This window comes from Methylobacterium sp. WL64 (assembly GCF_008039945.1).
Lineage (GTDB): Bacteria > Pseudomonadota > Alphaproteobacteria > Rhizobiales > Beijerinckiaceae > Methylobacterium.
In genome coordinates, this window is record NZ_VRVA01000023.1 from 28,235 (window position 1) to 52,616 (window position 24,382).

Here is a 24,382-nt window from a genome sequence, read left to right on the forward strand (position 1 = left end):
TTACTCCATGATATGCCGGTCGGAGGTCAGTGGCCGCCCGAAGCGTGCGTCTCTTCGACCAAGCCGAGCGTCCGGCCCGGATAGCCGGCGGCATCGAAATACCGGGTCTCGCCGACCGTCTGGTAGTTCAGCACCGTCACGATGCCGGCGGCGTCCGGCTCCGAGCGGCGGGTATGCGTCTGAGCTGTTGGGCGGGCACCGTTGACCATCGCTTCCGTCAGGACGCGGCCGACCAGCTTGCCCTTGTCGGAGATGTCCAGGTTCAGAATCTGCGCGATGGTCTTGCCGAGGTCGGCGTTGCTCGCCGGGATGTCGCTGTCCAGGCCGCGCCGGAAGCTCGGCCCCACAGCGCCCATGGCGTTGCGGGTGTCAGAGCGCGCGAAGCTGCCGTGCATGCCCTGCCCCTGCTGAAGCGTGGTGTCCGATACCTCGACGCCGCAGGTCGTGGGATCGACGCAGCCCGTGGTGAAGCTGCGGAAGTTCACCACGATCGCGGGCATCGGCGTCAGGGCCGAGCCGTCGAGGGCGATGGCCGAGAGCGGCAGGGTCCCGGGGATGGCGCCCAGCGCGTCGCTGACGAACAGGCCGCTGACGTAATCCTGGCGGGACAGCGCCGCGACGACCTTCCGGGCGAGCGCGGTGTCTCCGTTCGGCACGTAGACGAGGTCCGAGCCGCCATTGGCCGCCACCACCACGTCGGGCTTGGCTGGATCGGTGCCGATCAGGCCGTTGGCGCGGCTCGGGAACGTCCCGGCCTCCACCTTGGCGCCTTTGGCGTCCGGGTCGAACAGCGTCAGCCCGAGGTCGTGCGCCAGGTCGATGGCGAGGAACCCCGGGGGCAGTTGCCGGGCCGGCACGCCCTTGTAGGTTTGCCCAGCGGCGAAGCTCGACGCGCTCTCCTTCGAGATGGTCGAGAAGCCGTGATCCGAAGTCAGGACGATGTCAGTGGTCTCGGCCAGCCCTTGCTCCCGCAAGGCGGCCTGGAGGGCGGCGAGGTTGTCGTCGGCGTTGTGGATGGCGGCCAGGCTCGTCGGCCCGTTGATGCCGGGCACCAGCCGCCCGAGACTGTCGCCCTGGTTGTGCTGCGTCCCGTCCGGATCGCGCGACCAGAACACCAGCACGAACGGCTGCTGCCGGGCCTTAAACAGCGGCAGCACCGCCTTGGTGGCGACCGCGGTGAAATAGGCCTGCTGCTCGACATTGGCCGCGGCGGTACCCGGCGTCTCGGCGGTGCCGGCCTGACCGTTCGCGCCCCGAGCGGGCGCCTGGGCCGGCAGGCCGACCTCCGTCAGGCGGGCGCGGATCGCGTCTCCCAGCGGGATGCCGCCGGCCCGGCCGGTGCTGTCGTCGATATGGATGTTGGACTGGCCGGAACGCTCGGTGTGATCGAAGACCAGGGACGGTCCGAGCTTGCCGATGCTGGCGGTGGAGAACCCCTTGGCGCGGGCGGCCTTCAGGATCGTTTCCTCGTTGAGGTAATTGCCGGCGAAATGCTCGTCGACATCGCCGAGCACGGGGTCGCTCTCGAGGAACGGGGTCAGGCTGTCGCCGGCGCCGGGCACCGGGAAGGCGGTGTAGATCGTGTTCCCGAACTGGCCGGTATCACCGAGCATGTGGCCGGTCGCCATCGCGGTGGCGTTCGGCATCGTGAACGTCGGGAACATCGAGTGCGAGTTGGTGAACCGCACGCCGGTCTTCATCAGCCGGTCCATGGTCGGGGTGTTCTGCGCATTCACCATGCCCGCCCTCAGGCCGTCGGCCACGAACAGGACGACGTTGTGGGGCCGCGTCTCGGCGCGAGAGGCGCCCGAGGCGCACAACCCGAGGAGGCCTGCAATGACGACGCGACGCATGACGAATCTCCGACCGTACCGGCCAGCGGCGTGGCCGGGGAACATCACAGCGCCATGACAGGCGCGGGCCTGGCGGCGCCGGTCCGGTCCGGGGCATTGCTCCCGATATGGGCACGGAGACTTTCGGATCGCGCAGTCGCGGCGCCCAAGATCGCCGGAAACACGTAGAGCGCGGGGTCTTAATCCGAACCGGTCCGATCCTTCCACGCGGAGGAACCGCAGGATAAATGCTGAGGACCGGGTTTCTTCCACAGACAACGTCCGACGTCGCGTAACGCCGTCGCCGAGACCTTGACGGTAGCGAGTTCTTTCCTGAAAGAGTGAGTAACCGCATCCGGTATGCCACATTGAAGGGCAGCCCGCGGACGCTTGAACGCTCTTGAGACGCGGCCTTCACGGGCCTGTCGACTGCAGGCGCGCAGCGGATCCAACACGATCGACATGCCAGACCGGGATGCGCCGATGCGGACGCGGCCCGCGACGCGCTTGGGAGAGGAAACGATGATCCTGACGAAACGCTCTCTTGTGGCCGCCCTGCTCGGTGCCACCGCGCTCGGGCTGATGCCGGCCCAGGCCGCCGACCCGATCAAGATCGGGCTCACCGGTCCCTACACGGGGGGCTCCTCCTCGATGGGCGTCTCGATGCGCGACGGCGCCAAGCTCGCCGCCGCCGAGATCAACAAGAACGGCGGCGTCCTGGGCCGCCAGATCCAGCTGATCGAGCGCGACGACGAGGCCAAGAACGAGGTCGGCGCCCAGGTCGCGCAGGAGCTGATCAACAAGGAGAAGGTCGTCGCCACGGTGGGCTTCATCAACACCGGCGTGGCGCTCGCGGCCCAGCGCTTCTACCAGGAAGCCGAGATCCCGGTGTTCAACAACGTCGCCACCGGCACGGTCATCACCAACCAGTTCAAGGAGCCGGATTACGACGTGAACTACGTCTTCCGGAACTCGGCCTACGACGTGCTGCAGGCCGGCATGATGGTCGATGAGGCCCTGGCGCAGAACTTCAAGAAGATCGCGATCCTGGCGGACTCGACCAACTACGGTCAGCTTGGCCGCGAGGACATCGAGAAGTACCTGGCGACCAAGGGCGTGAAGCCGGTCGCGGTCGAGAAGTTCAACATCAAGGACGTCGACATGACGGCCCAGCTGCTGAAGTCGCAGCAGGCCGGCGCCGACGTGATCCTCGCCTATGGCATCGGCCCGGAGCTGGCTCAGGTCGCCAACGGCATGGCCAAGCTCGGCTGGAAGGTGCCGATCATCGCGTCCTGGCCGGCCTCGATGCAGAGCTTCATCGATATCGCCGGCACCAACGGCAACGGCGTGATCATGCCGCAGACCTTCATCGAGGATAAGACGCTGGCCAAGCGCGCGTCCTTCCTCGACGATTACTACAAGACCTACGGCGTGACGAAGATTCCGACCCCGGTGGCCGGTGCCCAGGGCTACGATTCGGTCTACCTGATCGCGGCGGCGATCAAGCAGGCCGGCTCGACCAACGGTCCGAAGATCCGCGAAGCCCTGGAAGCCCTGAACACAAAGGTCGAAGGGGTGGTGACCACCTACGATCACCCGTTCACCGCCAAGGACCACAACGCGATCTCGCGCAACATGGTCGTGTTCGGCAAAGTCCAGGACGGCAAGATCGTCTACGCCAAGCCGGACGACGCCAAGAACGCCGGCGTCGTCCGCGTCAAGGAAAAGTCCTCGAACTGACGCGCGCGGACCCGTGCCCTTCGGCATGGGTCCAGACGACGGGCAGCTGAGCCTGCACGGCCGGCTGCCCGCCTGCCCCGTGACGCCTGGGACGGCTTCGACACCATGACAATCTTCCTTCAGCTCGTCGCCTCGGGCGTCGCGGTCGGCATGATCTACGCCGCCATCGCGTTCGGCTACCAGCTCACCTTCGCCACCTCGAAGACCCTGAATTTCGGCCAGGGCGAGGCTCTGGCGTTGGGCGCGCTGTTTGGCCTGACGCTGGCGCCGTTCACCGGCTACTGGCTGATGATCCCGCTGGTGCTGGTCTTCGGCTTCGCCCTCGGCGCCGTGGTCGAGCGGCTCGCCGTGCGTCCGGCGATCAAGATCAAGTCCGAGTACGGGTGGATCATGGCCACCATCGCTCTCGGCATCATATTCCGGAACCTCGCCGAGAACATCTGGGGGCGGGACGATCTGAAGTTCCCCTCACCGCTGCCCGACGCGGCGGTGGAGGTCGGTGGCGTCCGCGTCCTGCCGATGGAGATGCTGATCGTGGCCGGCGCACTGCTGATGATGCTCTGCGTCGAGATCTTCAATCGCAAGTCGATCTGGGGGAAGGCGGTCGTGGCCACGTCCAACGACATCGACGCCGCCGGCCTGATGGGCATCAACACCAAGCGGATCATCACCCTGTCCTACTCGATCAGCGCCATGACGGCGGCCTTTGCGGGCGTGCTCGTGGCCCCGGTGACGCTCACCGGCGCCACCATGGGCGCGGTGCTGGCCCTGAAGGCGTTCGCGGTGGCGATCATCGGCGGGCTGGAATCCGGCCTCGGCGTGATCGTCGGCGGCCTGATCCTCGGCGTCGCGGAGACGCTGACCGGCTTCTACATCTCGACCGGCTACAAGGACGTGCCGGGCCTGATCCTCCTCCTCGTTGTGCTCTCGATCCGCCCGGTCGGCCTGTTCGGCAAGGCCGTGATCAAGAAGGTCTGACATCCATGGCGCAATCCGCCCTCGCGCCCGCCGCCGCCGGTCACGCGCCGGCCCCGAACGCCCGCGGCCTCGGCCTCGTCGGCGCCGTGCTGCTGGTCGTCGCCCTCGTGGCGTTCCCGCTGGTGGTGACGAGCACCTATTACATCCACCTGCTGACCGTGATCGCGATCTACGCGATCCTGATCCTCGGCCTCGATATCGTGGTCGGCTATACCGGCCAGGTCTCGCTCGGCCATGCCGGCCTGTTCGGTATCGGAGCCTACGCGGCCGCGACGCTGTTCCTGCACTTCAAGATCGGCATCTGGCTCGGGCTTGTCGCGGGCGTCGGCGTGACGGCGGCCTTCGGGGTCCTGCTGGCGGTTCCGGCGCTGCGGGTGACCGGGCCGTATCTCGCGATGGTCACGCTGGCCTTCGGCACGATCATCCAGATCTTCATCAACGAGCTGACGCCAATCACCAACGGCCCGCTCGGCATCACCCTGCCGCCGGCCCGGGTGCTCGATTTCTCGCTGTTCGGCATGCAGGCCCCCTGGGGGGCGGCCGGCCGGAAGCTCGAATTCTACTATCTCGTCTGCGCCGCGCTGCTGCTCACGATCCTGGTGGTGAACCGGGTGGTGCGCTCGCCCTTCGGCCGGGCCTTCGAGGCGCTGCGCGACTCGCCGATCGCCTGCGACTGCATGGGCGTCAGCGTCTACCGCTACAAGGTCTACGCCTTCGTGGTCTCGGCAGCGCTGGCCGGCCTCGCCGGAGCGCTGTTCGCCTGGTCCGAGCGCTACGTCGCGCCGAACTCCTACGGGTTCGAGCTGACGGTGCTGTTCCTGCTGGCCGTCACCATGGGGGGCCGCAAGTCACGCTCGGGCCCGCTGATCGGCTCCGCGATCATCGTGATGATGCCCAACATCCTGGCCGATATCGAGCTGGTCCGGATCATGGCCGGGATCATCGCGGCAGCCGCAATCATCGTCGGCGCACTTGCCTTCATCCGCAAGCAGCCGAACCGCTACGCCATCCTGGTACCGGTGGTGCTGTGCGTGCTGTTCCTGCCGGCGACCCTGGCGCTGCAATCGGTGACCGATTTCCGCCTGACGGTCTTCGGCCTGATGATCTTGTTCGTGGTCTACTACCTGCCGGACGGCATCGTCGGCTTCCTGCGCCAGACGATCCCGGCCCTGCGCCCGGCCCACACGGCCGAAGGGCGCGACCTCGCGGCCAGCGGTGCGGCGCTGATCGCCCAGCGCGGCGATGCGGGCGGGGACGCGCTGCTCAAGGTCGAGCAGGTCCTGATGCAGTTCGGCGGCCTGAAGGCGCTCGCCGGGATCGACCTCACCGTGAAGCCCGGCACGATCCACGGCCTGATCGGGCCGAACGGTTCGGGCAAGAGCACGATGATGAACGTGCTCACCGGCATCTACAAACCCACGGCCGGCTCGGTGACGCTGGCGGTGGCGGGCGGCCGGCGCATCGACGGGCGCACGCCCTCCGAGATCGCCCTGTCTGGTGTCGCCCGCACCTTCCAGAACGTGCAACTCTTCCACGAGATGACCGCGCTGGAGAACGTGCTGGTCGGCCTGCACCACACCTTCCGGGGCACGATCTTCGACGCGATCCTCGGCACGCCCCGCCGTCGGCGCGAGGAGCGCGAGGCCCGAGCCCGCGCCATGTCGATCCTCGACTTCATGGGCTTGAGCGCCCTCGCCCAGGAGGAGGCGCGCAACTTGCCCTACGGCAAGCAGCGCCTCCTTGAGATCGGCCGCGCGCTGGCCCTAGACCCCGTGCTCCTGCTGCTCGACGAGCCGGCTGCCGGCCTCACCGCGCCCGACATCGCGGACTTGGTGGCGATCATTCGCAAGATCCGCGACGCCGGCATCACGGTGATCCTGATCGAGCACCACATGGATGTCGTCATGGGCCTGTGCGACCGGGTCAGCGTCCTGGATTTCGGCCACAAGATCGCCGAGGGCGGTTCGCGCGAAGTGCAGCAGGATCCCAAGGTGATCGAGGCCTATCTCGGCGCCCCCGACAACATGGGCGGCAGCAGCCCGGAGCACGCCCATGCTTGAGGTCTCCGATCTTCACGCCGGCTATGGCCAGATCGAGGTCCTGCACGGCCTCACCTTCCAGGTGCCGAAGGGCCAGGTGGTGACGCTGATCGGCTCCAACGGCGCCGGCAAGACCACCACCATGCGGGCGCTCTCGGGCATGATACGGCCGCGTGCCGGCACCATCCGGCTCAACGGTCGCGAGATCGGCGGCCTCGACAGCCACGACGTCGCCCGCGAAGGCCTCGCGCATTCGCCGGAGGGCCGCCGGGTGTTCCCGACGCTGTCGGTCGAGGACAACCTGACGCTCGGCGCCTTCCCGCGGCTGACCGGATCCCGTCCGAAGGGCGATGTCGCGGCCGACCGCGAGCGGGCGTTCAGCCTGTTCCCGCGCTTGAAGGAGCGGCGCACCCAGCTCGCCGGCACCCTGTCGGGCGGCGAGCAGCAGATGCTGGCCATGGGCCGGGCATTGATGCTGCGCCCGGAGATCCTCCTGCTGGACGAGCCGTCCATGGGGCTGGCGCCCAAGCTGGTGGAGGAGGTGTTCCGCATCATCCGCCAGCTCAAGGAGGAGCGTGTGACGATGCTGCTGGTCGAACAGTTCGCCATGGCGGCGCTCGGCGTCGCCGACCACGCCTACGTGCTGGAGAACGGACGCATCCGGTTCCAGGGGCCGGCCGCGCAGCTCAAGAGCGATCCGGCGGTGCGCGCGGCCTATCTCGGCGGCGGTCATTGAGCCAGACAGCCACCTGAAACGACGACGGCCGTGATCGTTTCCGATCACGGCCGTCCGGCTGGCTTGTCGGGCCGGCTTACATCGACTTGGGCTTGGCCCGGGTGAGCAGCTTGCGGTTCACCAGAACCTCGGCGATCTGCACCGTGTTGAGGGCGGCACCCTTGCGCAGATTGTCGGACACGCACCAGAAGTTCAGGCCGTTCTCGATGGTCGCGTCCTCGCGGATGCGCGAGATGTAGGTCGCATCCTCGCCGGCCGCCTCGTGCGGGGTCATGTAGCCGCCGTTCTCGCGCTTATCGACCACAAGCACACCGGGGGCGGAGCGCAGGATCTCGGTGGCCCGCTCGGCCGAGAGCGGACGCTCGAACTCGACGTTCACCGCCTCGGCATGGCCGATGAACACCGGCACGCGCACGGCGGTCGCCGTCAGCTTGATCTTCGGGTCGAGCATCTTCTTGGTCTCGGCGACCATCTTCCACTCTTCCTTCGTGTAGCCATCCTCCATGAACACGTCGATGTGGGGGATGACGTTGAAGGCGATCCGCTTGGTGAACTTGCCGCCTTCCTTGATGTCGCCGGCGGTGAACACGGCGCGGGTCTGGTTGAACAGCTCGTCCATCGCCTCCTTGCCGGCGCCCGAAACCGACTGATAGGTCGAGACCACCACCCGCTTGATCGTGGCAGCCTCGTGTAGGGGCTTGAGGGCGACGACCAGCTGGGCGGTCGAGCAGTTCGGGTTGGCGATGATGTTGCGCTTGGTGAAGCCCACGACCGCGTCGGCATTCACCTCCGGCACGATCAGCGGCACATCCGCGTCGTAGCGGAACGCCGACGAGTTATCGATCACCACGCAGCCCTGCTGGCCGATGCGGGGCGACCACTCCTTGGAGGTCTCGCCGCCCGCCGACATCAGGCAGATGTCCGTGTCGGAGAAATCGTAGGTGTCGAGGGCTTTGACCTTGAGCGTTTTGTCGCCGAAGGAGACTTCCTGACCCTGGCTGCGGCGCGAGGCCAGCGCCACGACCTCGTCGGCGGGGAAGGCCCGCTCGGCCAGGATATCCAGCATCTCACGGCCCACGTTGCCCGTGGCGCCTACGATGGCGACCTTGTAACCCATCTCTCGTCTCCGCGCGGAAAGCCCCGGCTGATCCGGGTGCCGCGCTCCTGCCAGCAAAATCGGCCGAAGGATCGTTCGCGCCGAAGGGGCACCCGCCGAACGGGCACGGCCGCGAACACCCACGAGGTGGGTGTGGCAGCCGCGTCGAGCAAGGCGCCGATGGCGCGGGGCTGTCAAGACTATCGACCGCGGTGCAAGGATCGATTCACCCTGTGGCGGGAATGCCGGGCATGACACCCGCTTGGAGGGTGGTGATCAACCTCGTGCAGCGATGATCGGGGGCGGCCGAGACTTCCGGCCGAGACTTCCGGCCAAGATCCTGCGGCCGTCCGCACGGGGCATCATGCACGCCGACGATCCGAGCCGAGATAGGGAGCGCTCGCCCGAAGCGCCCGAAGGCCGCCGCAAGCTCTCGCTGGCCGGTTTGGGCCTGCGCCTTGTCGTGGCCTCGGCGATGATCGCTACACTCTACCTCTATGCGCGGCCGGCAACACCCGTGTCTCCGGACGCCGTGGTCGCGGTCCGGCCCGAAGCACCCTTCGTGCCGTCGACCCCCGCCGCGAAGGTTCCCACCGTGGCGGCGCCCGTCCGTTTCGGGCTTGCGGAACCCGGGATCGATCCGGTCCGGATCACCCCCGGCCGGATCGACCCCTCAACCGGCCTTCGCGAGGATGCGCTGACGCGCGGCGCGTTCGAAGCCCTCGAAGCCCCGGCGCTCCGGGTTACGCTGATCCGCGGCGCCGCCGCCCGGGCGGCAACGGGTCTGTTCATCCTGATGGCCCGGCGTGCCGCGGGCGGCCCGGCCACCGACGGGCCGGCGCTGGCGGTGGTCCGGACCGGCCCGGGCGGCCGGATCGTCACCAAGTTCGGTGTGGTGGAAACGCTGGAGGTGACGCTCGGAGGGCCGACACGCCGGACCTGCACCGGCTTCGTCACGCGCGACCGGGCGTTCCGGCTCGACGGCTGGCTCTGTGCACCGCTCGGTCATCCCCCCGAAACACGCGCCCTGGGCTGCATGATCGACGCGCTCAGCCTCGACGATCCGGCGGATCCCGATGCGACCGCGGCTTTCATGGCGCCGCGCCCCGACCGCGGCTGCAGCGTGGCGACGATGGCCGACGCCTCCGATCCGACCGGTTCGCTCGGCCATCGGCGGTCGCACACGAAAAAATGAGGCCATAATACGGCAAATCGAAGAAGCTCGGCCATTTTGGCGGAACCACAGCCCCACTCAAGCGTCGTTCTATCAAAGGCGGCGAACTGTTAAGCTTCGGTCGCCATACTGGTGGCACTCACAGACAAGGTTGGCCATGCGCTCGCTTAAGATCGCTCTTCTCGGCGTCATCGCCGCCACCGGCTTCGGCGCCCTGGCGTCTGCGCCCGCCCAGGCCCAGGAGGGTTTCGGTCCGGGTCGCGTCTACAGCGTTAGCCGTCCGCTTCCGATCCGCGTTCGCCCGCGCAGCTGGCTCGACGCCGGCAACGTGCCTCTGACCTCGAACGTTCCGGGCGCCGGCGGTTCGCGCAACCCGGCCCTCAACCCCTACCTGATCGCCGCCTCGAACCAGCTGAACCCGGCCTTCGGCCCGAATGACCGCTTCGGCCGTGGTATCCTGCCGGATCCGATCACCAACGGCCCGTTCATCGGCGCGCGCTCCTCGGCCATCCGCAACGTCGACCTTTCGTTCGTCGACCGTCTGGACCCGACTTCGCCGCTGTACGGCCGCCCCTACTAAGCCAAGCGTCATTTTCGGAATATTTGAAGCGCGGGCCTTCGGGTCCGCGTTTTCTTTTGCGGGTCGCCTATCCCCGCGGTCAGGCATGACCCGACGCCGGCTTCGACGGAGTCATCCGGGCAGCCGCACGACCTCAAAGGCCGTCCGTCGAGACGCGCTGACGTGGTGACCGTAGTACGCAGGGTTCGAACACCAGGGTGGGCGAGCGCGGCGTATTCCCGACACTGTCCACCCCGAACGCAAAACGCCGAGGGGACAGCGCGGATTACTTCATCTGCACGCTGTCGACGACGGAGCGGAACTTGGCGAGCACGCCGGTCCGCTGATCCTCCCGGACCACGCCCAAGGCACGCAAATAGCCGTCCGGATTGAAGCGGATCGTCTGCGAAACGACCACAGGCACGTTGGTGGGTATGTCGACGGCCCGGGCCACGATCTCGTGCCAGTCGACCCCATTCGAACGGTAGCTCTGTGCGCGCTCGATCACGAAGTCCTTCATGGTCTGGTTCGAGGCCAGGGCCGCCCTGGCGAAGGCGTCGCGCTGCTCGGCGGTGGGCGGCTGCTGGACTGCCTGGGCTAAGACCAGGATCGGCTGTTCGAGGTTCTGCATCTGGTCCTTCGGACCCGCAGTGAGCAGGACCGAATTGCCCGCCATCACGCGCACCGGTCGGAACCCGGCCATGTCACCGATGCGGAAGGGCAGCGCGTCGACCTGCTGGGTCAGGGTCAGGGCCGGGCGCAGGGTGACGCCGGTCACCAGCTTGCGCATCGTCTCTTCGGTTTCCGCATCCGGAAGCGCCTGCGCGATGATCAGGCCGGTCACGGAGGGCGTACCGACCACGAGGATCCACTTGCGGATCGCGGGCGCGGCGGCGTTCGGATCGGCGGGCTGCTCGCCGGTGTAGAGCATGCCTTCGTTGTCGCCGATCTTGACCTCTTCGCGCTTCTCCACCGCGAAACCCTGGCTGAGCAGGTTCGCGTCGGTGAAGCCGCTCACGAGTTCCGCGAAGGCGTTCGGCGGCAGTTCCACCACCGACACGGTAGCGCCGCCCTCCTTGCGCTCGAAGCCCGAGAAGCGCCGCGACAGCGACATGTCGGCCGGCGGCTCGAAGCCGAAACGGGAGCCCGGCGGGAAGACCGGTTCGGCGGCCTGCGTCACGGAGCCGTATCCGGCCAGCAGGACGGCCAGGGACAGAACCCGTCCGAGACGCAGCGTCAGGTTACCCACCAGCATCGGAAACCGGTTCTCCTCAAGCCAAAGCCCACATGGGCTCGCCTTGTGCGATGGGTCCGACGGCGGGCAGCCAGTGTCAAGCGCCTGCGGGATCAGGAGATCGGGAGATCCGCTGCCGCGCCGTCACGCCGTCGGCGTGCTGACCCGGCGCAGCGTCAGGTTGCAGCGGCCGCCGGCCGGCAGGAAGCGCGGCAGCGGGTTCTCGGCGAGCAGGCCGTCGTGAGGGTAGAGCCGGTCGATTCCGTGGTGGATCAGGCGCGAGGCGCCGCCGATGACCAGAGCGTCGCCGGGACGCAGGCGCACCGAGCGTGTCGGGTCCGAGCGCCGGAGACCGCCGTAGCGGAACAGGGCCTCCGCCCCCAGGGACAGGGACAGAACCGGGGCGGAGAAGTCGGCCTCGTCGCGGTCCTGGTGCAGGCCCATGCGAGCGCCCGGTCCGTAGAGATTGATCAGGCAGGCTTCCGGCAACGCCGGGAAGCCGGAGAGCGCTTCCCAGGCGGCTAGGGCGGTCGGCGGGATCGCCGGCCACGGCGCGCAAGTTCCGGGATGGGTCGGCTGGTACCGGTAGCCCTGCCGGTCGGACACCCAGCCGAGAGGGCCGGCATTCGACATCCGGACGGAGAACGGTTTCCCGGTCCGCGGCATGGACGGGGTGATGGGCGGCGCAGCTGACAGGACGGCATCGACCTCGGCGGCGAGGCGCGTGCGGGCCGCCGGGTCCAGCAAGCCCGCGTGAAGGATCAGCCCGGGCGCGAGTTCGGTCGCCAATCAGCCACCCGCCGCGACGTCGCGGGTCAAGATCTCCTTGGAGGCCACCGTGGTGTCGGCGCCGAGCTGGTAGATCAGCGGCTCGCCGGTCCTGATCTCCAGGCTGGCGATGGTGTCCGGCCCCAGATGGTCGAGGACCATCACCAGAGACCGCAGGGAATTGCCGTGGGCTGCGATCAGGACCCGCTGGCCGGCCATCACCCGCGGCAGGATCGTCTCGATGTAGTAGGGCAGCACCCGGGCCGCGGTATCCTTGAGACTCTCGCCCCCGGGCGGCCGAACATCGTAGGAGCGCCGCCAGAGGTGGACCTGCGCCTCACCCCACTTGGCGATGGCATCGTCCTTGTTGAGGCCGGCTAGGTCCCCGTAATCACGCTCGTTCAGCGCTTGCGCGCGTACGATTTCGATGTCCGAAACACCCATCGCCTCCAGCATCAGTGCGCAGGTGCGCTGCGCCCGGACGAGTCCGGAGGTGAAGGCGACATCGAATCCGTAGCCTGCGCGCCGGAGCGCCCCTCCCGCGGCCTGCGCCTCGGCGACGCCGCGCTCGGTCAGCCCGGGATCGCGCCAACCGGTGAACAGGTTCTTGAGGTTCCATTCGCTCTGGCCGTGGCGAGCGAGGACGAGCAGGCGCTCCATCGGACGGTCGTATTCCCTGATGGTCTAAAGCCCGAGCACGTCCGCCATCGAGTAGAGCCCCGGCGGCTTCGGATGCGCCCAGAGGGCGGCCTTCACGGCGCCGGCGGCGAACAACCCGCGGTCGGCGGCGTGGTGGCTGATGGTCAGGCTCTCGCCGGCCCCGGCGAAGATTACGCTGTGGTCGCCGACCACGGATCCGCCCCGCAACGTGGCGAAGCCGATATCGCCCGGCCTGCGGGCGCCCGTATGCCCGTCCCGGGTCGAGACCCGCACGTCCTTGAGCTCGACGCCCCGCCCCTCGGCGGCAGCCTCACCCAGGAGCAAAGCCGTGCCGGAGGGCGCATCCACCTTCATCCGGTGGTGCATCTCGGTGATCTCGATATCGAACTCGTCGCCCAGCGTCTTGGCGACCCTGCGGACCAGTTCGGCCATCAGGTTGATGCCGAGCGACATGTTGCCGGAGCGCACGAGGCGGGCATGGTAGGCGGCAGCCTGCAGCTTCCCGAGGTCGTCGTCGGACAGGCCGGTCGTCCCGATCACGTGGACGATGCGCGCCTGGGCGGCCAGTTCGGCGAACTGCACGGTGGCAGCCGGGGCCGTGAAGTCCAGCACGCCGTCGGCGGTTGCGAACGCGGTCAATGAGTCGTCGGTCACCGGCACGTCGAGGGGCGGGAGGCCGGCGAGCACCCCGGCATCCTGCCCGAGGACCGACGAACCCGGGCGCTCGATCGCCGCCACCAGGGTACACCCCTCGGCCTCGGACACCGCGCGGATCAGCATCCGCCCCATGCGCCCGTCTGCGCCGACCACCACGAGCCGCATCTGTCGTTCCTATCGTCGTTCCGTCTCGGACGACCCTGGCCGATGCCGGGCGCGCCATCAATGGGCCCGACCTCGGCGAAGGGCCGTCGGGTTCCCGCGTCGCCGCTTCGAGGAGCGCGACCTGGGAACCCGGGCCGGCTCAGGCCTTCTCGGGGGCGATCGCCTCGAGGCCGCCAATATGCTTCTGGGCGTAGAGCGGCAGGCCGATCTGCTTGATCAGCTCGAGTTGGGTCTCGAGGAAGTCGATATGGCCTTCCTCATCCGTGGCCAGATCCTCGAACAGGTTCTTCGAGACGCGCTCGTTGATCGATTCGCAGTACTGCGCGGCCTCGAGATAGAGGCTGCGGGCGCCGTTCTCGGCAGCCAGGTCGCACTCTATGATCTCCTGCACGGTCTGGCCGATGCGGAGCGGCTCCAGCTCCTGCAGGTTCGGGAATCCGTCGAGGAACAGGATCCGGTCTACGAACCGGTCGGCGTGGTTCATCTCCTCGATCGATTCCTTGCGCCAGAACTTGGCCAGATCGATATAGCCCCAGTCATTGAGCATCCGGAAATGCAGCCAGTACTGGCTGACCGCAGTCAGCTCGCTCTTCAGGCCGCGATTCAGGTACTCGATGACCTTGGTGTCGCCCTTCATGCCCCCGTACTCCTTACAGCTCTTTTGGCGGGGGGCTTAGGCGTTACGCCGTGATTCCGTCCTCCGCAGTTTGGAATAAGACCAAACTGCAAGTGTTAGCGCAAGTCGTCGAGCATTCATGGCTGCCCTGATCGGCTGCCGCTTCTCCCAGCGCGCTGCGCATGATCTCCCGAATGGTCCGGGCGCAGCGCCCGCATTTCGGGCTGCAGCCGAGGCAGGCGTAGACCTGCGCCGGGGTGCGGGGACAACCTGGGCCGGGTGACAGGCAGCTGCGAACGGCGCCATCGGACAGGACGTTGCAAGAACAGACGATCATGCGCGCTGCAGAACCCGTCTTCCTCGGGCCTGACCCGACCGTGTCGGACAAGGCGTTTCGGACCTACCAGATTAGAACGACTGAAAAGTAGAAGCTTTTTCAATAGTTTACTGGTCGCCGAGGGAGATGGCACCCAAGGCGGCCTCGGTCAAGACGGGTAACTCTCAGCGCTTCGAGCGAATCGTCCCCGTCCGATCGACCAGCCGGCGGCCCGAACCGGCCGGCGTCAGCGCGCGAGTTCGCGCAGCCCGAGCCGAATCAAAACCTTCGCCTCGGCGCCCTCCCCGGCCCCCTTCAGGACCGACGCGATGGCCGAGGCCGCCTGCACCTGTGGATAGCCGAGATTGACCAGCGCCGAGATCGCGTCGGCCACCGGTCTGGGCGCGGCGCCGTCCTCGACCGCGCCGGTCAGGGCGACCAGGGCGGGGTCGATCGGTGCGAAGGTGGGCGCCTTATCCTTCAATTCGGCGGTCAGACGGGCGGCGAGCCGCGGCCCGACTCCGGGCGCTCGGCTGATCGTGCCCTTGTCGCCTGTGGCGATGGCGTTCGCCAGGGCATCGGGTTCCAGGACAGAGAGGATCGCCAGGGCGACCCGGGAGCCGACGCCCTGGACGGTCTGAAGCAGCCGGAACCACTCCCGCTCGGCATCCGAGCGGAATCCGTAGAGCCGGATCATGTCCTCGCGGACATACGTTTCGATCGACAGGTCCGCCGGCTCGCCGACCTTCGGCATGCGCTGGAGCGTCCGCGCCGAGCAATGCGCGATGTAGCCGACGCCGGAGACGTCGAGGATGACGAAATCCTCGCCGAACGAATCCACCACGCCCCTGAGCTTGCCGATCATTCTACGCCCGTCCGCTGCCGTCGCGATGCCTATAGAAGCCGGGGCGCGTCCGCCAGACGCGCTTGAGCCCGTGGGCACTTCGTGGAATCAGGGGCGCCGTGACGGCTAGGCTTGAGGACGACCGAGATCCGGCCGGACGAGCGGGGAAACGACTATGCGCGCGCCCATTCTCGCCCTGATCGGTCTTCTGTGCCTTGGCCCCGCCCGGGCCGCGGACGATCTGGCCGCCACTGTGCCGAGCAAGGACCCGACCCAGGTCCGGCCGGGCGCCTACGTCCTGGATCCGGATCACGGCAAGGTCACATGGTCGGTGAGCCATCTCGGCTACTCGACCTATTACGGCCAGTTCACCGGCCTGACCGGCACACTCACGCTCGACCCGAAGGCACCCGACAAGAGCCGCCTGGAGGTCAGCGTGCCGCTCAGCGGGGTCAGCACGGGCAGCACTCGCCTGAACGAGAATTTGGCGGCAGCCGATTTCTTCGACACGACCAAGTTCCCGAGTGCCACCTTCACGGCCACCACCGTGGAGCCGACGAGCCCGACCACCGCGCGGATCACCGGCGACCTGACCCTGCGCGGCGTCACCCGGCCGCTGGCGATCGACGCCACGTTCAATCAGGCGGGCATCCACCCGGTGGACAAGCGCTACACCGTCGGCTTCGACGGACGCGCGATGGTGAAGCGCTCGGATTTCGGCGTGAACGCCTACCTGCCGGCCCTCGGCGACGAGGTTTCGCTGCGCATCGAGGGTGAGTTCAAGGCGGCTCAATGACCTGCGGGAAGGATCGTGGCCGCAGGAAGGATCGGAGACACGGAAAGCAACGTCGGCCCGGCGCGTCGGCGCGATCGGACCGGCTCGACGTTGGCGTAGGCGGCCCCACCGGTTAAAGGCAGCCCAGGTCGCGCCCTCGACGCGGACAGGTCGCCGGATGCGTCCGGGCCTGTCGCGGACGGCGCGCCGATCGCTGCCATGGAGATCTGAGCGTTGCGCGGAGCTTGGCTGATTTCGGTTCTGGTGCTGGCGGGCCCGGCCCGGGCGCAAGCGCCGGCGGTGCCTCCTGCGTCCACCCCCCTCGACAATTATGCCGAGGCGGCGGCCACGACCATTATCGCCGAGCAGGCCTGTCCGGGCATCCAGGTGAAGGCCGGGCAGCTCACGACCCTGCGGCTCGCGACCAAGGTCGCCGCGGCGCAGGAAGCCATCCTGCAGGAGAAACTGCGGACCCGGGCCACGCAGGTCCGGCAGCAACTCGCCGCAGACGGGCGAGAGGCGTGGTGCACGCAGGCGCTGGCCGCGTTCGGCCCCCAGGGCAGCGTCGCCAAGGGCATTCTCGCGACCGGCGCGCTGATCCGCTGATCCCGTCCAGGATTGACACGGAGCCACCCCGCCCCTACTGACCCGGCATGGCGCGCGGCCTCCTCGACGAGGTCCGCGCGTTTCGCGTTGTCCGGGTCCGCCCGTGCAATGACTTCAAACAAGAAGCCGGTCCAGGGGCAGCCGCCCCGGAGGCCGTTCGAGAACACGAGAGCAACGATGTTCGCAGTCATCAAGACGGGCGGCAAGCAGTACCGCGTCGCCGCCAACGACACCATCACCATCGCCACCCTGCCTGGCGAGGCCGGTGAAACCGTGACCTTCGGTGAGGTCCTCCTGTTCGCTGACGGTGCGGGCGCGACGCAAGTCGGTGCGCCGACCCTGTCGGGCATCAGCGTCACGGGCGAGATCGTGAGCCACGGTCGCGACAAGAAGGTCATCGCCTTCAAGAAGCGCCGCCGCCAGAACTCGCGCCGCAAGCGCGGTCACCGCCAGCACCACACCGTGGTGCGTATCACCGCCATCTCCGCGTGATCGAGCGCGGGCCTCCGGCGAGGCCCGCGATCCGCGCGACCCACACGCATTCGGAGCAGATCCCATGGCACACAAGAAAGCAGGCGGCTCGTCCCGCAACGGCCGCGACTCGGCCGGCCGTCGTCTCGGCGTCAAGAAGTTCGGCTCGGAAGCCGTGATTCCGGGCAACATCATCGTGCGCCAGCGCGGCACGAAATGGCATCCCGGCAGCAACGTCGGCATGGGCAAGGACCACACGCTGTTCGCGCTGGTCCCGGGCCATGTCCGCTTCGAGACGCGCCGCGGGCGCGAGTTCGTAGCCGTAACCCCGCTGGCCCAGGCCGCGGAATAACAGGCGGGCGCCCGAGCGGCGAAGCTGGCGTCCCGCCCGGTGTCCCACACCGGACCGGAGACGTCGATGCCGAGCCCCTGACGGGACGGATCGGACGGAACACCGGGGAGGATGGGGCACCATCCTCCCCTTCGTCGTCTTGAGGCGGTGCCCCGGAACCGGGAACGCCGCCCTGCGAGGGCACAATGTTCCCCGATCTCACCCGCGACGACGTTTTCCGGATCGAGACGCGCAGGCTCTGGCTGCGCTGGCCGACCGCCAAGGACAGGGACGCGGTCCTGACGCTGGCGGGCGACCGCTCCGTGGCCGAGATGACCGCCCGGATCCCGCATCCGCTCGACCGGCACGCGGTCGATGCGTTCCTGCTCGAGACGCGGGTCGCCAACACCGCCGGCCGCGGCCTGACGCTGGCGCTGACCGAGCGATCGGCCCCGGCCAAGCTGATCGGCCTGGTCGGGATCTCGGGTGGTGGTACGCCGGCGCATCTGGGCTATTGGCTCGGCCGGCCCTGGTGGGGCAACGGCCTGATGGGCGAGGCCGCGCGGGCCCTGGTCCATGCCTATTTCGCCTATGCGGGCGGGGGCCGGATCGAAGCTTCGGCGCTGCCGGCGAACCCGGCCTCCCGGCGTGTCTTGGAGAAGGTCGGTTTCCGGGTGACCGGGCGTGGCCCGCGCGCCTGCCCGGCCCGTGGCGGCAACCGGGAGGTCGACCTGTTCGGCCTCGACCGCAACGACTGGGTGGCCCATGTGGATGCTTCCGATTCCCCAGCGGAACTCGCAGCGGCGTCCTGAATCACAGCGTTCCGGCCTCCCCGAATGGAGGGGCCGGGCGCGGCGTCGAACAGTCCGACGCACCCACTCTATGCCGCGACGACTCCCGGGTTGCCGAGGCTAGCCAGCGACGAGATGCACCGTGAAATTCCTCGACGAAGCCAAGGTTTATGTCCGCTCCGGTGACGGCGGTCCCGGCTGCGTCTCGTTCCGGCGGGAGAAGTTCATCGAGTTCGGCGGCCCGAACGGCGGCGACGGCGGCCGGGGCGGCGACGTCTGGGTCGAGTGCGTCGAGGGGCTCAACACCCTGATCGACTACCGCTACCAGCAGCACTTCAAGGCTAAGAAGGGCGAGCACGGCATGGGCTCGAACTGCCACGGCGCCAATGGCTCCGATGTGGTTCTGAAGGTCCCGGCCGGCACGCAGATCTTCGCCGAGGACGGCGAGATCCTGATCGCGGACCTCACCGAGGTCGGCCAGAAGATCCGGCTCGCAAAGGGCGGGAACGGTGGCTTCGGCAACGCCTACTTCACCACCTCCACGAACCGCGCGCCCAAGCACGCCAATCCAGGCCTCGAGGGCCAGGAGATGTGGATCTGGCTGCGGCTCAAGCTGATCGCCGATGCCGGCCTCGTCGGCCTGCCCAACGCCGGCAAGTCGACCTTCCTGGCGAGCGTCACCGCGGCCAAGCCGAAGATCGCCGATTATCCGTTCACCACGCTGCATCCGGGCCTGGGCGTCGTCCGCTCGGACAACCGCGAATTCGTGCTCGCCGACATTCCGGGCCTGATCGAGGGCGCCCACGAAGGCGTCGGGCTCGGCGACAAGTTCCTCGCCCATGTCGAGCGCTGTCGCGTGCTCCTGCACCTGGTCGACGGCACCACCGAGCATGCCGGCAAGACCTACAAGCTGGTCCGCGGCGAGATCGAGGCCTATGGCAATGGCCTGGCCGACAAGCCCGAGATCGTGGCGCTCTCGAAGGCCGACGCCCTCGATGCGGAGACGCTCAAGAGTCAGGTCGCCAAGCTGAAGCGTGCTGCCGGCCGGGCGCCGCTGGTCCTGTCTTCGGCCAGCCGCAAGGGCGTCCCGGAGGCGCTGCGGGCGATCCAGACCGAGATCGATGCGCGCATGGCTGAGGAGGCGAATGCCCGGCCCGTCGTCGCTTGGGAGCCGTGAGTGACGGGGCGGCACGCGCGCGTTCGTGGCGTACCGGCACCTTCGACGACGGCGAGCGGCTCGGTTAGCCTCCCAGGGCCGACTCGAACCGGGCGGATGCGCGAATCCCCGATCCTGGACAACGACGAAGCCCTGATCTTCGCCTACGCTTGCCGATCGGCACGGAACGCCGTTCGATAGGCCCGTGATCGACGCGCTGCCGGGCCGCCGTCTCAACGTTCGATGATGCGCAGGCCAGCGTAGCGCGCAAGCTGGGCATGCCGGATCGGCCAGCGGTCGTGACATACTCGCGGTCGCGTCCCGGCCGCTGTTCATTCGCAAAAACATCGTCCAAACCGCATCCCGTGCCTCGTCTCTGCGAAGAATTATGATCCCGGCCCTCGAAGAATTCCGCCGCGTCGTCATCAAGGTCGGGTCGGCCCTGCTGGTCGATCGCAATGCCGGCCGGCTGCGCCATGCCTGGTTGGCGGCTCTGGCCGAGGACATCGCGGAGTTGCATGCGCGCGGCGTCGACGTGCTGGTCGTCTCCTCGGGCAGCATTGCGCTCGGTCGGACGGTGCTGGGCCTGCCGCCGGGGATCCTGCGGCTGGAGGAGAGCCAGGGCGCAGCCTCCGTGGGGCAGATCACCCTAGCCAGGCACTGGGCCGAGGCGCTCGGGCATCACGGCATCGTGGCGGGCCAGATCCTGGTGACCCCGCAGGACACCGAGGAGCGACGCCGCTACCTCAACGCCCGGGCCACCGTACTGAAGCTCCTGGAGATGCGCGCCGTCCCGGTGGTCAACGAGAACGACACGGTGGCGACCTCCGAGATCCGCTACGGCGACAACGACCGGCTGGCCGCCCGGGTCGCCACGATGATCGACGCCGACGTGCTGGTCCTGTTCTCGGACATCGACGGCCTCTACACCGCGCCGCCCCTGTCGGATCCCGATGCGCGGCACCTGCCCGTGGTCGAGCGCATCACCCCGGAGATCGAGGCGATGGCCGGCGGCCCGGCCTCGGAGCTGTCCCGGGGCGGCATGCGCACGAAGGTCGAGGCGGCCAAGATCGCGGCCTCAGGGGGCACCCACCTGGTCATCGCGGACGGACGGGGCAAGAACCCCCTGAAGGCGGTGCGGGAGGGCGCGCGCTGCACGTGGTTCCTATCCGGCTCCACCCCGACCGCGGCACGCAAGACGTGGATCGCCGGCTCCCTGGAGCCGCGCGGGACGCTGACCATCGATGCCGGGGCCGCCAAGGCGCTGCTCGGCGGGGCCAGCCTGCTGCCGGTGGGCGTCCGGGCGATCGAGGGCAGTTTCTCCCGGGGCGACGCGGTGCTGATCCGGGATCCGGACGGGCGCGTTCTGGGCCGCGGCCTCGTGGCCTACGACAGCGCCGAGGCGGCGCTGATCATCGGCCATCCGAGTGCGCGCATACCGGATTTGCTCAACTATCCCGGCCGCGCCTGGATGGTGCACCGCGATGATCTGGCTCTGTTTTGAATTGAACTGACTCAGATCAATTATTCGCGTGCGGTCGATGGTGTGAACCCTGTCACGATTGCCGTGCCGACACACTTGTAGGCCCATCGCCCGATGTGCAAATACGACACTCTCCCCCTGTCGGGCCGGTTTTCGCGGCCCTCGAACACTGAGGACGCCAGCGTGCCCGTCCTGAACTTGAGATCGGATTTCGCCGAGGCCGAGGCGCTGCCGGAGCAGATGGCGGCGATCGGTCGGCGGGCGCGCGTCGCCGGCCGGCGCATGGCGCTCGCCTCGGCCCAGACCAAGGACAGGGCTCTCCGGCTGATCGCCGAGCGCCTGCGGGCCAACGCCGCGGAGATCCTGCGGGAGAACGCCCGCGATGTCGCCGCCGCCCGCCAGGCCGGCCAGAGCCCGGCCCTGATCGACCGGCTCGCCCTCGATGCCGCCCGCGTCGCGGCGATCGCGGATTCCGTCGACAAGGTCGGCTCCCTGGCCGATCCGGTCGGGCGCCAGCTCGCCGCGATCGAGCGGCCGAACGGCCTGCTGATCGAGCGCATCGCGGTGCCGCTCGGCGTGATCGGCGTGATCTTCGAGAGCCGCCCCAACGTCACCGCGGATGCCGGCGCGCTCTGCCTCAAGGCCGGCAACGCCGCGATCCTGCGCGCCGGCTCCGACAGCCATCGCAGCGCCATGGCCATCGCCAAGGCGATGAGCGAAGGCTTGGCCGAGGCCGGCCTGCCGGCCGACGCGATCCAGCTGGTCCCGACCCGGGACCGCGCCGCAGTCGGGCTGATGCTCGGCGGCCTAGACGGCTGCATCGACGTGATCGTGCCCCGGGGCGGGCGCGGTCTCGTGGAGCGCGTCCAGGCCGAGGCGCGGGTGCCGGTCTTCGCGCATCTCGACGGCGTCAACCACGTCTACGTCGCGGCCGGGGCGGATCTCGACATGGCACTGGCCGTGGTGCTCAACAGCAAGATGCGCCGGACCAGCGTCTGCGGCGCGGCTGAAACCCTGCTGGTCGATCGGGCCTGTGCGGCGACCCACCTCGCGCCCCTCATCCGCACCCTGCTCGATGTCGGTTGCGCGGTGCGCGGGGATGCCGAGGTTCAAACGGCGGATTCCCGGGTGACGGCGGTCTCGGAGGATGACTGGCACACCGAGTATCTCGACGCGATCATCGCGGCCCGCGTGGTCGATGGGATCGACGCGGCGATCGAGCATATCGAGACCTACGGCTCGCATCACACCGACGCGATCATCACGGGTGACCGCGCCGAGGCCACGCGCTTTTTGGCGGAGGTCGATTCGGCGATCGTCACCCACAACGCTTCGACCCAGTTCGCCGACGGCGGCGAATTCGGCTTCGGGTCCGAGATCGGCATCGCCACCGGTCGGATGCATGCCCGCGGCCCGGTGGGCGTGGAGCAGCTGACCACGTTCAAGTACCGGGTCCACGGCAGCGGCCAGATCCGCCCGTGATCCCGTTCGAGGCGTTCGCCCCAGAAGACCCGGCGTGCGGCTGACCCTGCCGCCGAGCGCGCCCGGTATGCGGATCGGCCTCTACGGCGGATCTTTCCATCCCGCCCATAACGGCCACCGCCACGTCACCGTGACGGCGTTGCGGCGCCTCGGGCTGGACCGGGTCTGGTGGTTGGTCAGCCCGGGCAACCCGCTCAAGAGCCGGATCGCCCTGCCATCCGTGGAGGCACGCTGCGCGCAGGCCCGCGATATCGCCCGGCACCCGCGCATCGCGGTGACCGGGATCGAGGCGGCCCTCGGCGTACGATTCACGGTCCAGACCCTGCGCCACCTCACCCGGCGCTGCCGCGGTGTGCACTTCGTCTGGATCATGGGCGCGGATTCGCTCGCCACCTTCCACCGCTGGAAGGGCTTTGCGGAGATCGCGCGGCTCGTCCCCATCGCGATCATCGACCGGCCGGGCTACACCATGACGCCTCTGAGCGCCCGGGCGGCCCATCGTCTGGCGCAGGCCCGGGTGCCGGAGGCGGCGGCGCACACCCTGCCGGTGCGCCCGCCGCCGGCCTGGACGTTCCTCCACGGACCCCGATCGCCCCTGTCGTCGACCGAGATCCGCAATGGCCGCGGGGGGACTCGGGGACCTCCGTACGCGACGCAGTTGCAATCGCCGCACGTTACCGCCAATTTCATACCGGTTCGCGTGCCCTGAGAGGGCTGCGCGGCAACACGAGGAATCAGGACGCTGCCCGAGACTATTCGCACGGAGACCATCCGCACCAATGCCCCCGTTCCGGAAGAGCCCGGGATGGCGCGCTCGGACGACCTGAAGGCGCTCGCCCTCTCGTGCCTCGACGAGATGAAGGCCGAGGAGACCATCGCGATCGACCTGGCGGGAAAGACCTCTCTCGCCGACACGATGATCATCGCGTCCGGCCGGTCGCAGCGCCATGTCGGCTCGATTGCCGACAAGTTCATCCAGGAAATGAAGAATCGCGGCTACGGCAACGCCCGGGTCGAGGGCATGCCGGCCTGCGACTGGGTGCTGATCGACGCCGGAGACGTGCTCGTGCACATCTTCCGTCCCGAGGTGCGCGGCTTCTACAATCTGGAGAAGATGTGGGGCGCCGACCGCCCGCTGGGTCTGGCAGCGGATTAATTTCAGGGGGGCTGACGCTCGTCAAAACCGTCTCCGTCATTCCGGGACCGCGCAGCAAAGCGCGGAAGCCGGAGCCGCCGAGGAGTCGGACGCGATCGTCCCGCATGGCCCCATTGGTTTGGTGATTCTCAATTCCGCGCTCTCGCCCGCGGCGAGCCCCGGAACGAGGTGTCATCGGGCCAACATCGCCTTGACAGCCGACACAACAAGAGATCCCGCCCCGTGCGCCTCGTCCTGGCAGCGATCGGCCGTCTGAAGGCCGGACCGGAGCGAGAGCTCGCGTCCCGGTATCGCGACCGTGCCGCCCAGCTCGGCCGCGGCCTCGGCTTCCCCGCCTGCGACGGCGTCGAGATCGTGGAATCCCGGGCCCGCCGGGCTCCGGACCGCTGCGCCGAGGAGGCGTCCGCCCTGCTCGCCCACCTGCCGCCCGGCGGAGTGCTGGTGGCCTACGACGAGCGCGGCCGCTCCGACGTCGCCAGCGAAGCCCTGGCCGAGCGGATCGCCGGATGGCGCGACACCGCCCGGCCGGCCCTGATGGTGGCGATCGGCGGGCCGGACGGCCTCGATGCCTCAATTCGGACGAAGGCGGAGCTGATCCTGTCCTTCGGGGCCGCCACCCTGCCCCACGGACTCGTGCGCGTGCTCGCCCTGGAACAGATCTATCGCAGCCTGACCATTCTGGCGGGCCACCCGTATCACCGCGGCGAGCCGGGCTAG

26 protein-coding genes are annotated in these 24,382 nt (G+C 68.5%); 17 read left to right on the forward strand and 9 right to left on the reverse strand.

Annotation, left to right across the window (positions count from 1 at the left end):
- Nucleotides 1–26: 26 nt before the first annotated feature.
- Nucleotides 27–1,853, reverse strand: a complete 1,827-nt coding sequence (locus FV242_RS13050) for an alkaline phosphatase family protein (protein ID WP_147939227.1) — start codon at nt 1,851–1,853, stop codon at nt 27–29.
- 561 nt (nt 1,854–2,414) lie between these two features.
- Between FV242_RS13050 and FV242_RS13055 the strand changes: the two genes are divergently transcribed.
- The 4 genes from FV242_RS13055 to FV242_RS13070 all read left to right on the forward strand — a co-directional run bounded on the left by FV242_RS13055 (nt 2,415) and on the right by FV242_RS13070 (nt 7,325).
- Nucleotides 2,415–3,572: an ABC transporter substrate-binding protein gene (locus FV242_RS13055; protein WP_187193695.1), complete on the forward strand. Its 1,158-nt coding sequence runs from the start codon at nt 2,415–2,417 to the stop codon at nt 3,570–3,572.
- A 105-nt stretch (nt 3,573–3,677) separates the two neighbouring features.
- Nucleotides 3,678–4,550 carry a branched-chain amino acid ABC transporter permease gene (locus FV242_RS13060; RefSeq protein ID WP_147854574.1) on the forward strand — a complete coding sequence of 291 codons (873 nt, stop codon included), beginning with the start codon at nt 3,678–3,680 and terminating at the stop codon, nt 4,548–4,550.
- Between the two features lie 5 nt (nt 4,551–4,555).
- The gene (locus FV242_RS13065; RefSeq protein ID WP_147939228.1) at nt 4,556–6,610 is read left to right on the forward strand and encodes an ATP-binding cassette domain-containing protein; all 2,055 of its coding nucleotides are present in this window, start codon (nt 4,556–4,558) and stop codon (nt 6,608–6,610) included.
- Nucleotides 6,603–7,325 carry an ABC transporter ATP-binding protein gene (locus FV242_RS13070; protein ID WP_050732417.1) on the forward strand — a complete coding sequence of 241 codons (723 nt, stop codon included), beginning with the start codon at nt 6,603–6,605 and terminating at the stop codon, nt 7,323–7,325. The genes FV242_RS13065 and FV242_RS13070 overlap by 8 nt, the downstream gene beginning before the upstream one ends.
- 76 nt (nt 7,326–7,401) lie before the next feature.
- Here the strand turns inward: FV242_RS13070 and FV242_RS13075 are convergent, their stop codons facing one another.
- Nucleotides 7,402–8,442, reverse strand: a complete 1,041-nt coding sequence (locus tag FV242_RS13075) for an aspartate-semialdehyde dehydrogenase (RefSeq protein WP_147908221.1) — start codon at nt 8,440–8,442, stop codon at nt 7,402–7,404.
- 343 nt (nt 8,443–8,785) lie between these two features.
- On the opposite strand from FV242_RS13075, the gene FV242_RS13080 reads away from it, so the two are divergent.
- Together FV242_RS13080 and FV242_RS13085 are read left to right on the forward strand one after the other, a co-directional pair.
- Nucleotides 8,786–9,616: a hypothetical protein gene (locus FV242_RS13080; protein WP_246692693.1), complete on the forward strand. Its 831-nt coding sequence runs from the start codon at nt 8,786–8,788 to the stop codon at nt 9,614–9,616.
- Between the two features lie 136 nt (nt 9,617–9,752).
- A complete protein-coding gene (locus FV242_RS13085) occupies nt 9,753–10,175 on the forward strand; it encodes a hypothetical protein (protein WP_147939229.1) in 423 nt (140 codons plus the stop codon).
- Nucleotides 10,176–10,440: 265 nt separating this feature from the next.
- On the opposite strand, the gene FV242_RS13090 is transcribed toward FV242_RS13085, so the two are convergent.
- The 7 genes from FV242_RS13090 to ruvA all read right to left on the reverse strand — a co-directional run bounded on the left by FV242_RS13090 (nt 10,441) and on the right by ruvA (nt 15,435).
- Nucleotides 10,441–11,409 (reverse strand): hypothetical protein, encoded by a 969-nt coding sequence (locus FV242_RS13090; RefSeq protein WP_147939230.1) that lies wholly within the window; start codon nt 11,407–11,409, stop codon nt 10,441–10,443.
- Nucleotides 11,410–11,532: 123 nt separating this feature from the next.
- Nucleotides 11,533–12,177 (reverse strand): alpha-ketoglutarate-dependent dioxygenase AlkB, encoded by a 645-nt coding sequence (locus FV242_RS13095; protein WP_147939231.1) that lies wholly within the window; start codon nt 12,175–12,177, stop codon nt 11,533–11,535.
- Nucleotides 12,178–12,816 carry a 2,3-bisphosphoglycerate-dependent phosphoglycerate mutase gene (locus tag FV242_RS13100; RefSeq protein WP_147939232.1) on the reverse strand — a complete coding sequence of 213 codons (639 nt, stop codon included), beginning with the start codon at nt 12,814–12,816 and terminating at the stop codon, nt 12,178–12,180. It lies immediately after the preceding gene.
- 24 nt (nt 12,817–12,840) lie between these two features.
- On the reverse strand, nt 12,841–13,638 hold the full coding sequence (dapB, locus tag FV242_RS13105) for a 4-hydroxy-tetrahydrodipicolinate reductase (protein WP_147939233.1): 798 nt from the start codon (nt 13,636–13,638) through the stop codon (nt 12,841–12,843).
- A 139-nt stretch (nt 13,639–13,777) separates the two neighbouring features.
- The gene (gene bfr, locus FV242_RS13110) at nt 13,778–14,275 is read right to left on the reverse strand and encodes a bacterioferritin (protein ID WP_147908227.1); all 498 of its coding nucleotides are present in this window, start codon (nt 14,273–14,275) and stop codon (nt 13,778–13,780) included.
- A gap of 43 nt (nt 14,276–14,318) precedes the next feature.
- Nucleotides 14,319–14,591 carry a bacterioferritin-associated ferredoxin gene (locus FV242_RS35470; protein WP_147939234.1) on the reverse strand — a complete coding sequence of 91 codons (273 nt, stop codon included), beginning with the start codon at nt 14,589–14,591 and terminating at the stop codon, nt 14,319–14,321.
- A gap of 226 nt (nt 14,592–14,817) precedes the next feature.
- Nucleotides 14,818–15,435: a Holliday junction branch migration protein RuvA gene (gene ruvA / locus FV242_RS13120; protein WP_147908229.1), complete on the reverse strand. Its 618-nt coding sequence runs from the start codon at nt 15,433–15,435 to the stop codon at nt 14,818–14,820.
- 154 nt (nt 15,436–15,589) lie between these two features.
- On the opposite strand from ruvA, the gene FV242_RS13125 reads away from it, so the two are divergent.
- The 11 genes from FV242_RS13125 (at nt 15,590) to rlmH (ending at nt 24,382) form a co-directional block, all read left to right on the forward strand.
- On the forward strand, nt 15,590–16,210 hold the full coding sequence (locus FV242_RS13125; protein WP_147939235.1) for a YceI family protein: 621 nt from the start codon (nt 15,590–15,592) through the stop codon (nt 16,208–16,210).
- A 213-nt stretch (nt 16,211–16,423) separates the two neighbouring features.
- Nucleotides 16,424–16,795 carry a hypothetical protein gene (locus FV242_RS13130; RefSeq protein WP_147939236.1) on the forward strand — a complete coding sequence of 124 codons (372 nt, stop codon included), beginning with the start codon at nt 16,424–16,426 and terminating at the stop codon, nt 16,793–16,795.
- Nucleotides 16,796–16,972: 177 nt separating this feature from the next.
- Complete coding sequence (gene rplU, locus FV242_RS13135) at nt 16,973–17,287, forward strand: 50S ribosomal protein L21 (protein WP_147854182.1); 315 nt, start codon at nt 16,973–16,975, stop codon at nt 17,285–17,287.
- 64 nt (nt 17,288–17,351) lie between these two features.
- Nucleotides 17,352–17,618 (forward strand): 50S ribosomal protein L27, encoded by a 267-nt coding sequence (gene rpmA, locus FV242_RS13140; RefSeq protein ID WP_147908232.1) that lies wholly within the window; start codon nt 17,352–17,354, stop codon nt 17,616–17,618.
- 185 nt (nt 17,619–17,803) lie between these two features.
- A complete protein-coding gene (locus tag FV242_RS13145) occupies nt 17,804–18,409 on the forward strand; it encodes a GNAT family N-acetyltransferase (protein ID WP_147939237.1) in 606 nt (201 codons plus the stop codon).
- 121 nt (nt 18,410–18,530) lie between these two features.
- Nucleotides 18,531–19,565 carry a GTPase ObgE gene (gene obgE / locus FV242_RS13150; protein WP_147854180.1) on the forward strand — a complete coding sequence of 345 codons (1,035 nt, stop codon included), beginning with the start codon at nt 18,531–18,533 and terminating at the stop codon, nt 19,563–19,565.
- A 367-nt stretch (nt 19,566–19,932) separates the two neighbouring features.
- On the forward strand, nt 19,933–21,048 hold the full coding sequence (gene proB, locus FV242_RS13155) for a glutamate 5-kinase (protein ID WP_147908234.1): 1,116 nt from the start codon (nt 19,933–19,935) through the stop codon (nt 21,046–21,048).
- Between the two features lie 162 nt (nt 21,049–21,210).
- Nucleotides 21,211–22,509 carry a glutamate-5-semialdehyde dehydrogenase gene (locus tag FV242_RS13160; RefSeq protein WP_147939238.1) on the forward strand — a complete coding sequence of 433 codons (1,299 nt, stop codon included), beginning with the start codon at nt 21,211–21,213 and terminating at the stop codon, nt 22,507–22,509.
- A gap of 34 nt (nt 22,510–22,543) precedes the next feature.
- Nucleotides 22,544–23,218, forward strand: a complete 675-nt coding sequence (locus tag FV242_RS13165) for a nicotinate-nucleotide adenylyltransferase (RefSeq protein WP_281407065.1) — start codon at nt 22,544–22,546, stop codon at nt 23,216–23,218.
- A 96-nt stretch (nt 23,219–23,314) separates the two neighbouring features.
- On the forward strand, nt 23,315–23,665 hold the full coding sequence (gene rsfS, locus FV242_RS13170; RefSeq protein ID WP_147908236.1) for a ribosome silencing factor: 351 nt from the start codon (nt 23,315–23,317) through the stop codon (nt 23,663–23,665).
- Nucleotides 23,666–23,887: 222 nt separating this feature from the next.
- Nucleotides 23,888–24,382: a 23S rRNA (pseudouridine(1915)-N(3))-methyltransferase RlmH gene (rlmH, locus tag FV242_RS13175; protein WP_147939239.1), complete on the forward strand. Its 495-nt coding sequence runs from the start codon at nt 23,888–23,890 to the stop codon at nt 24,380–24,382.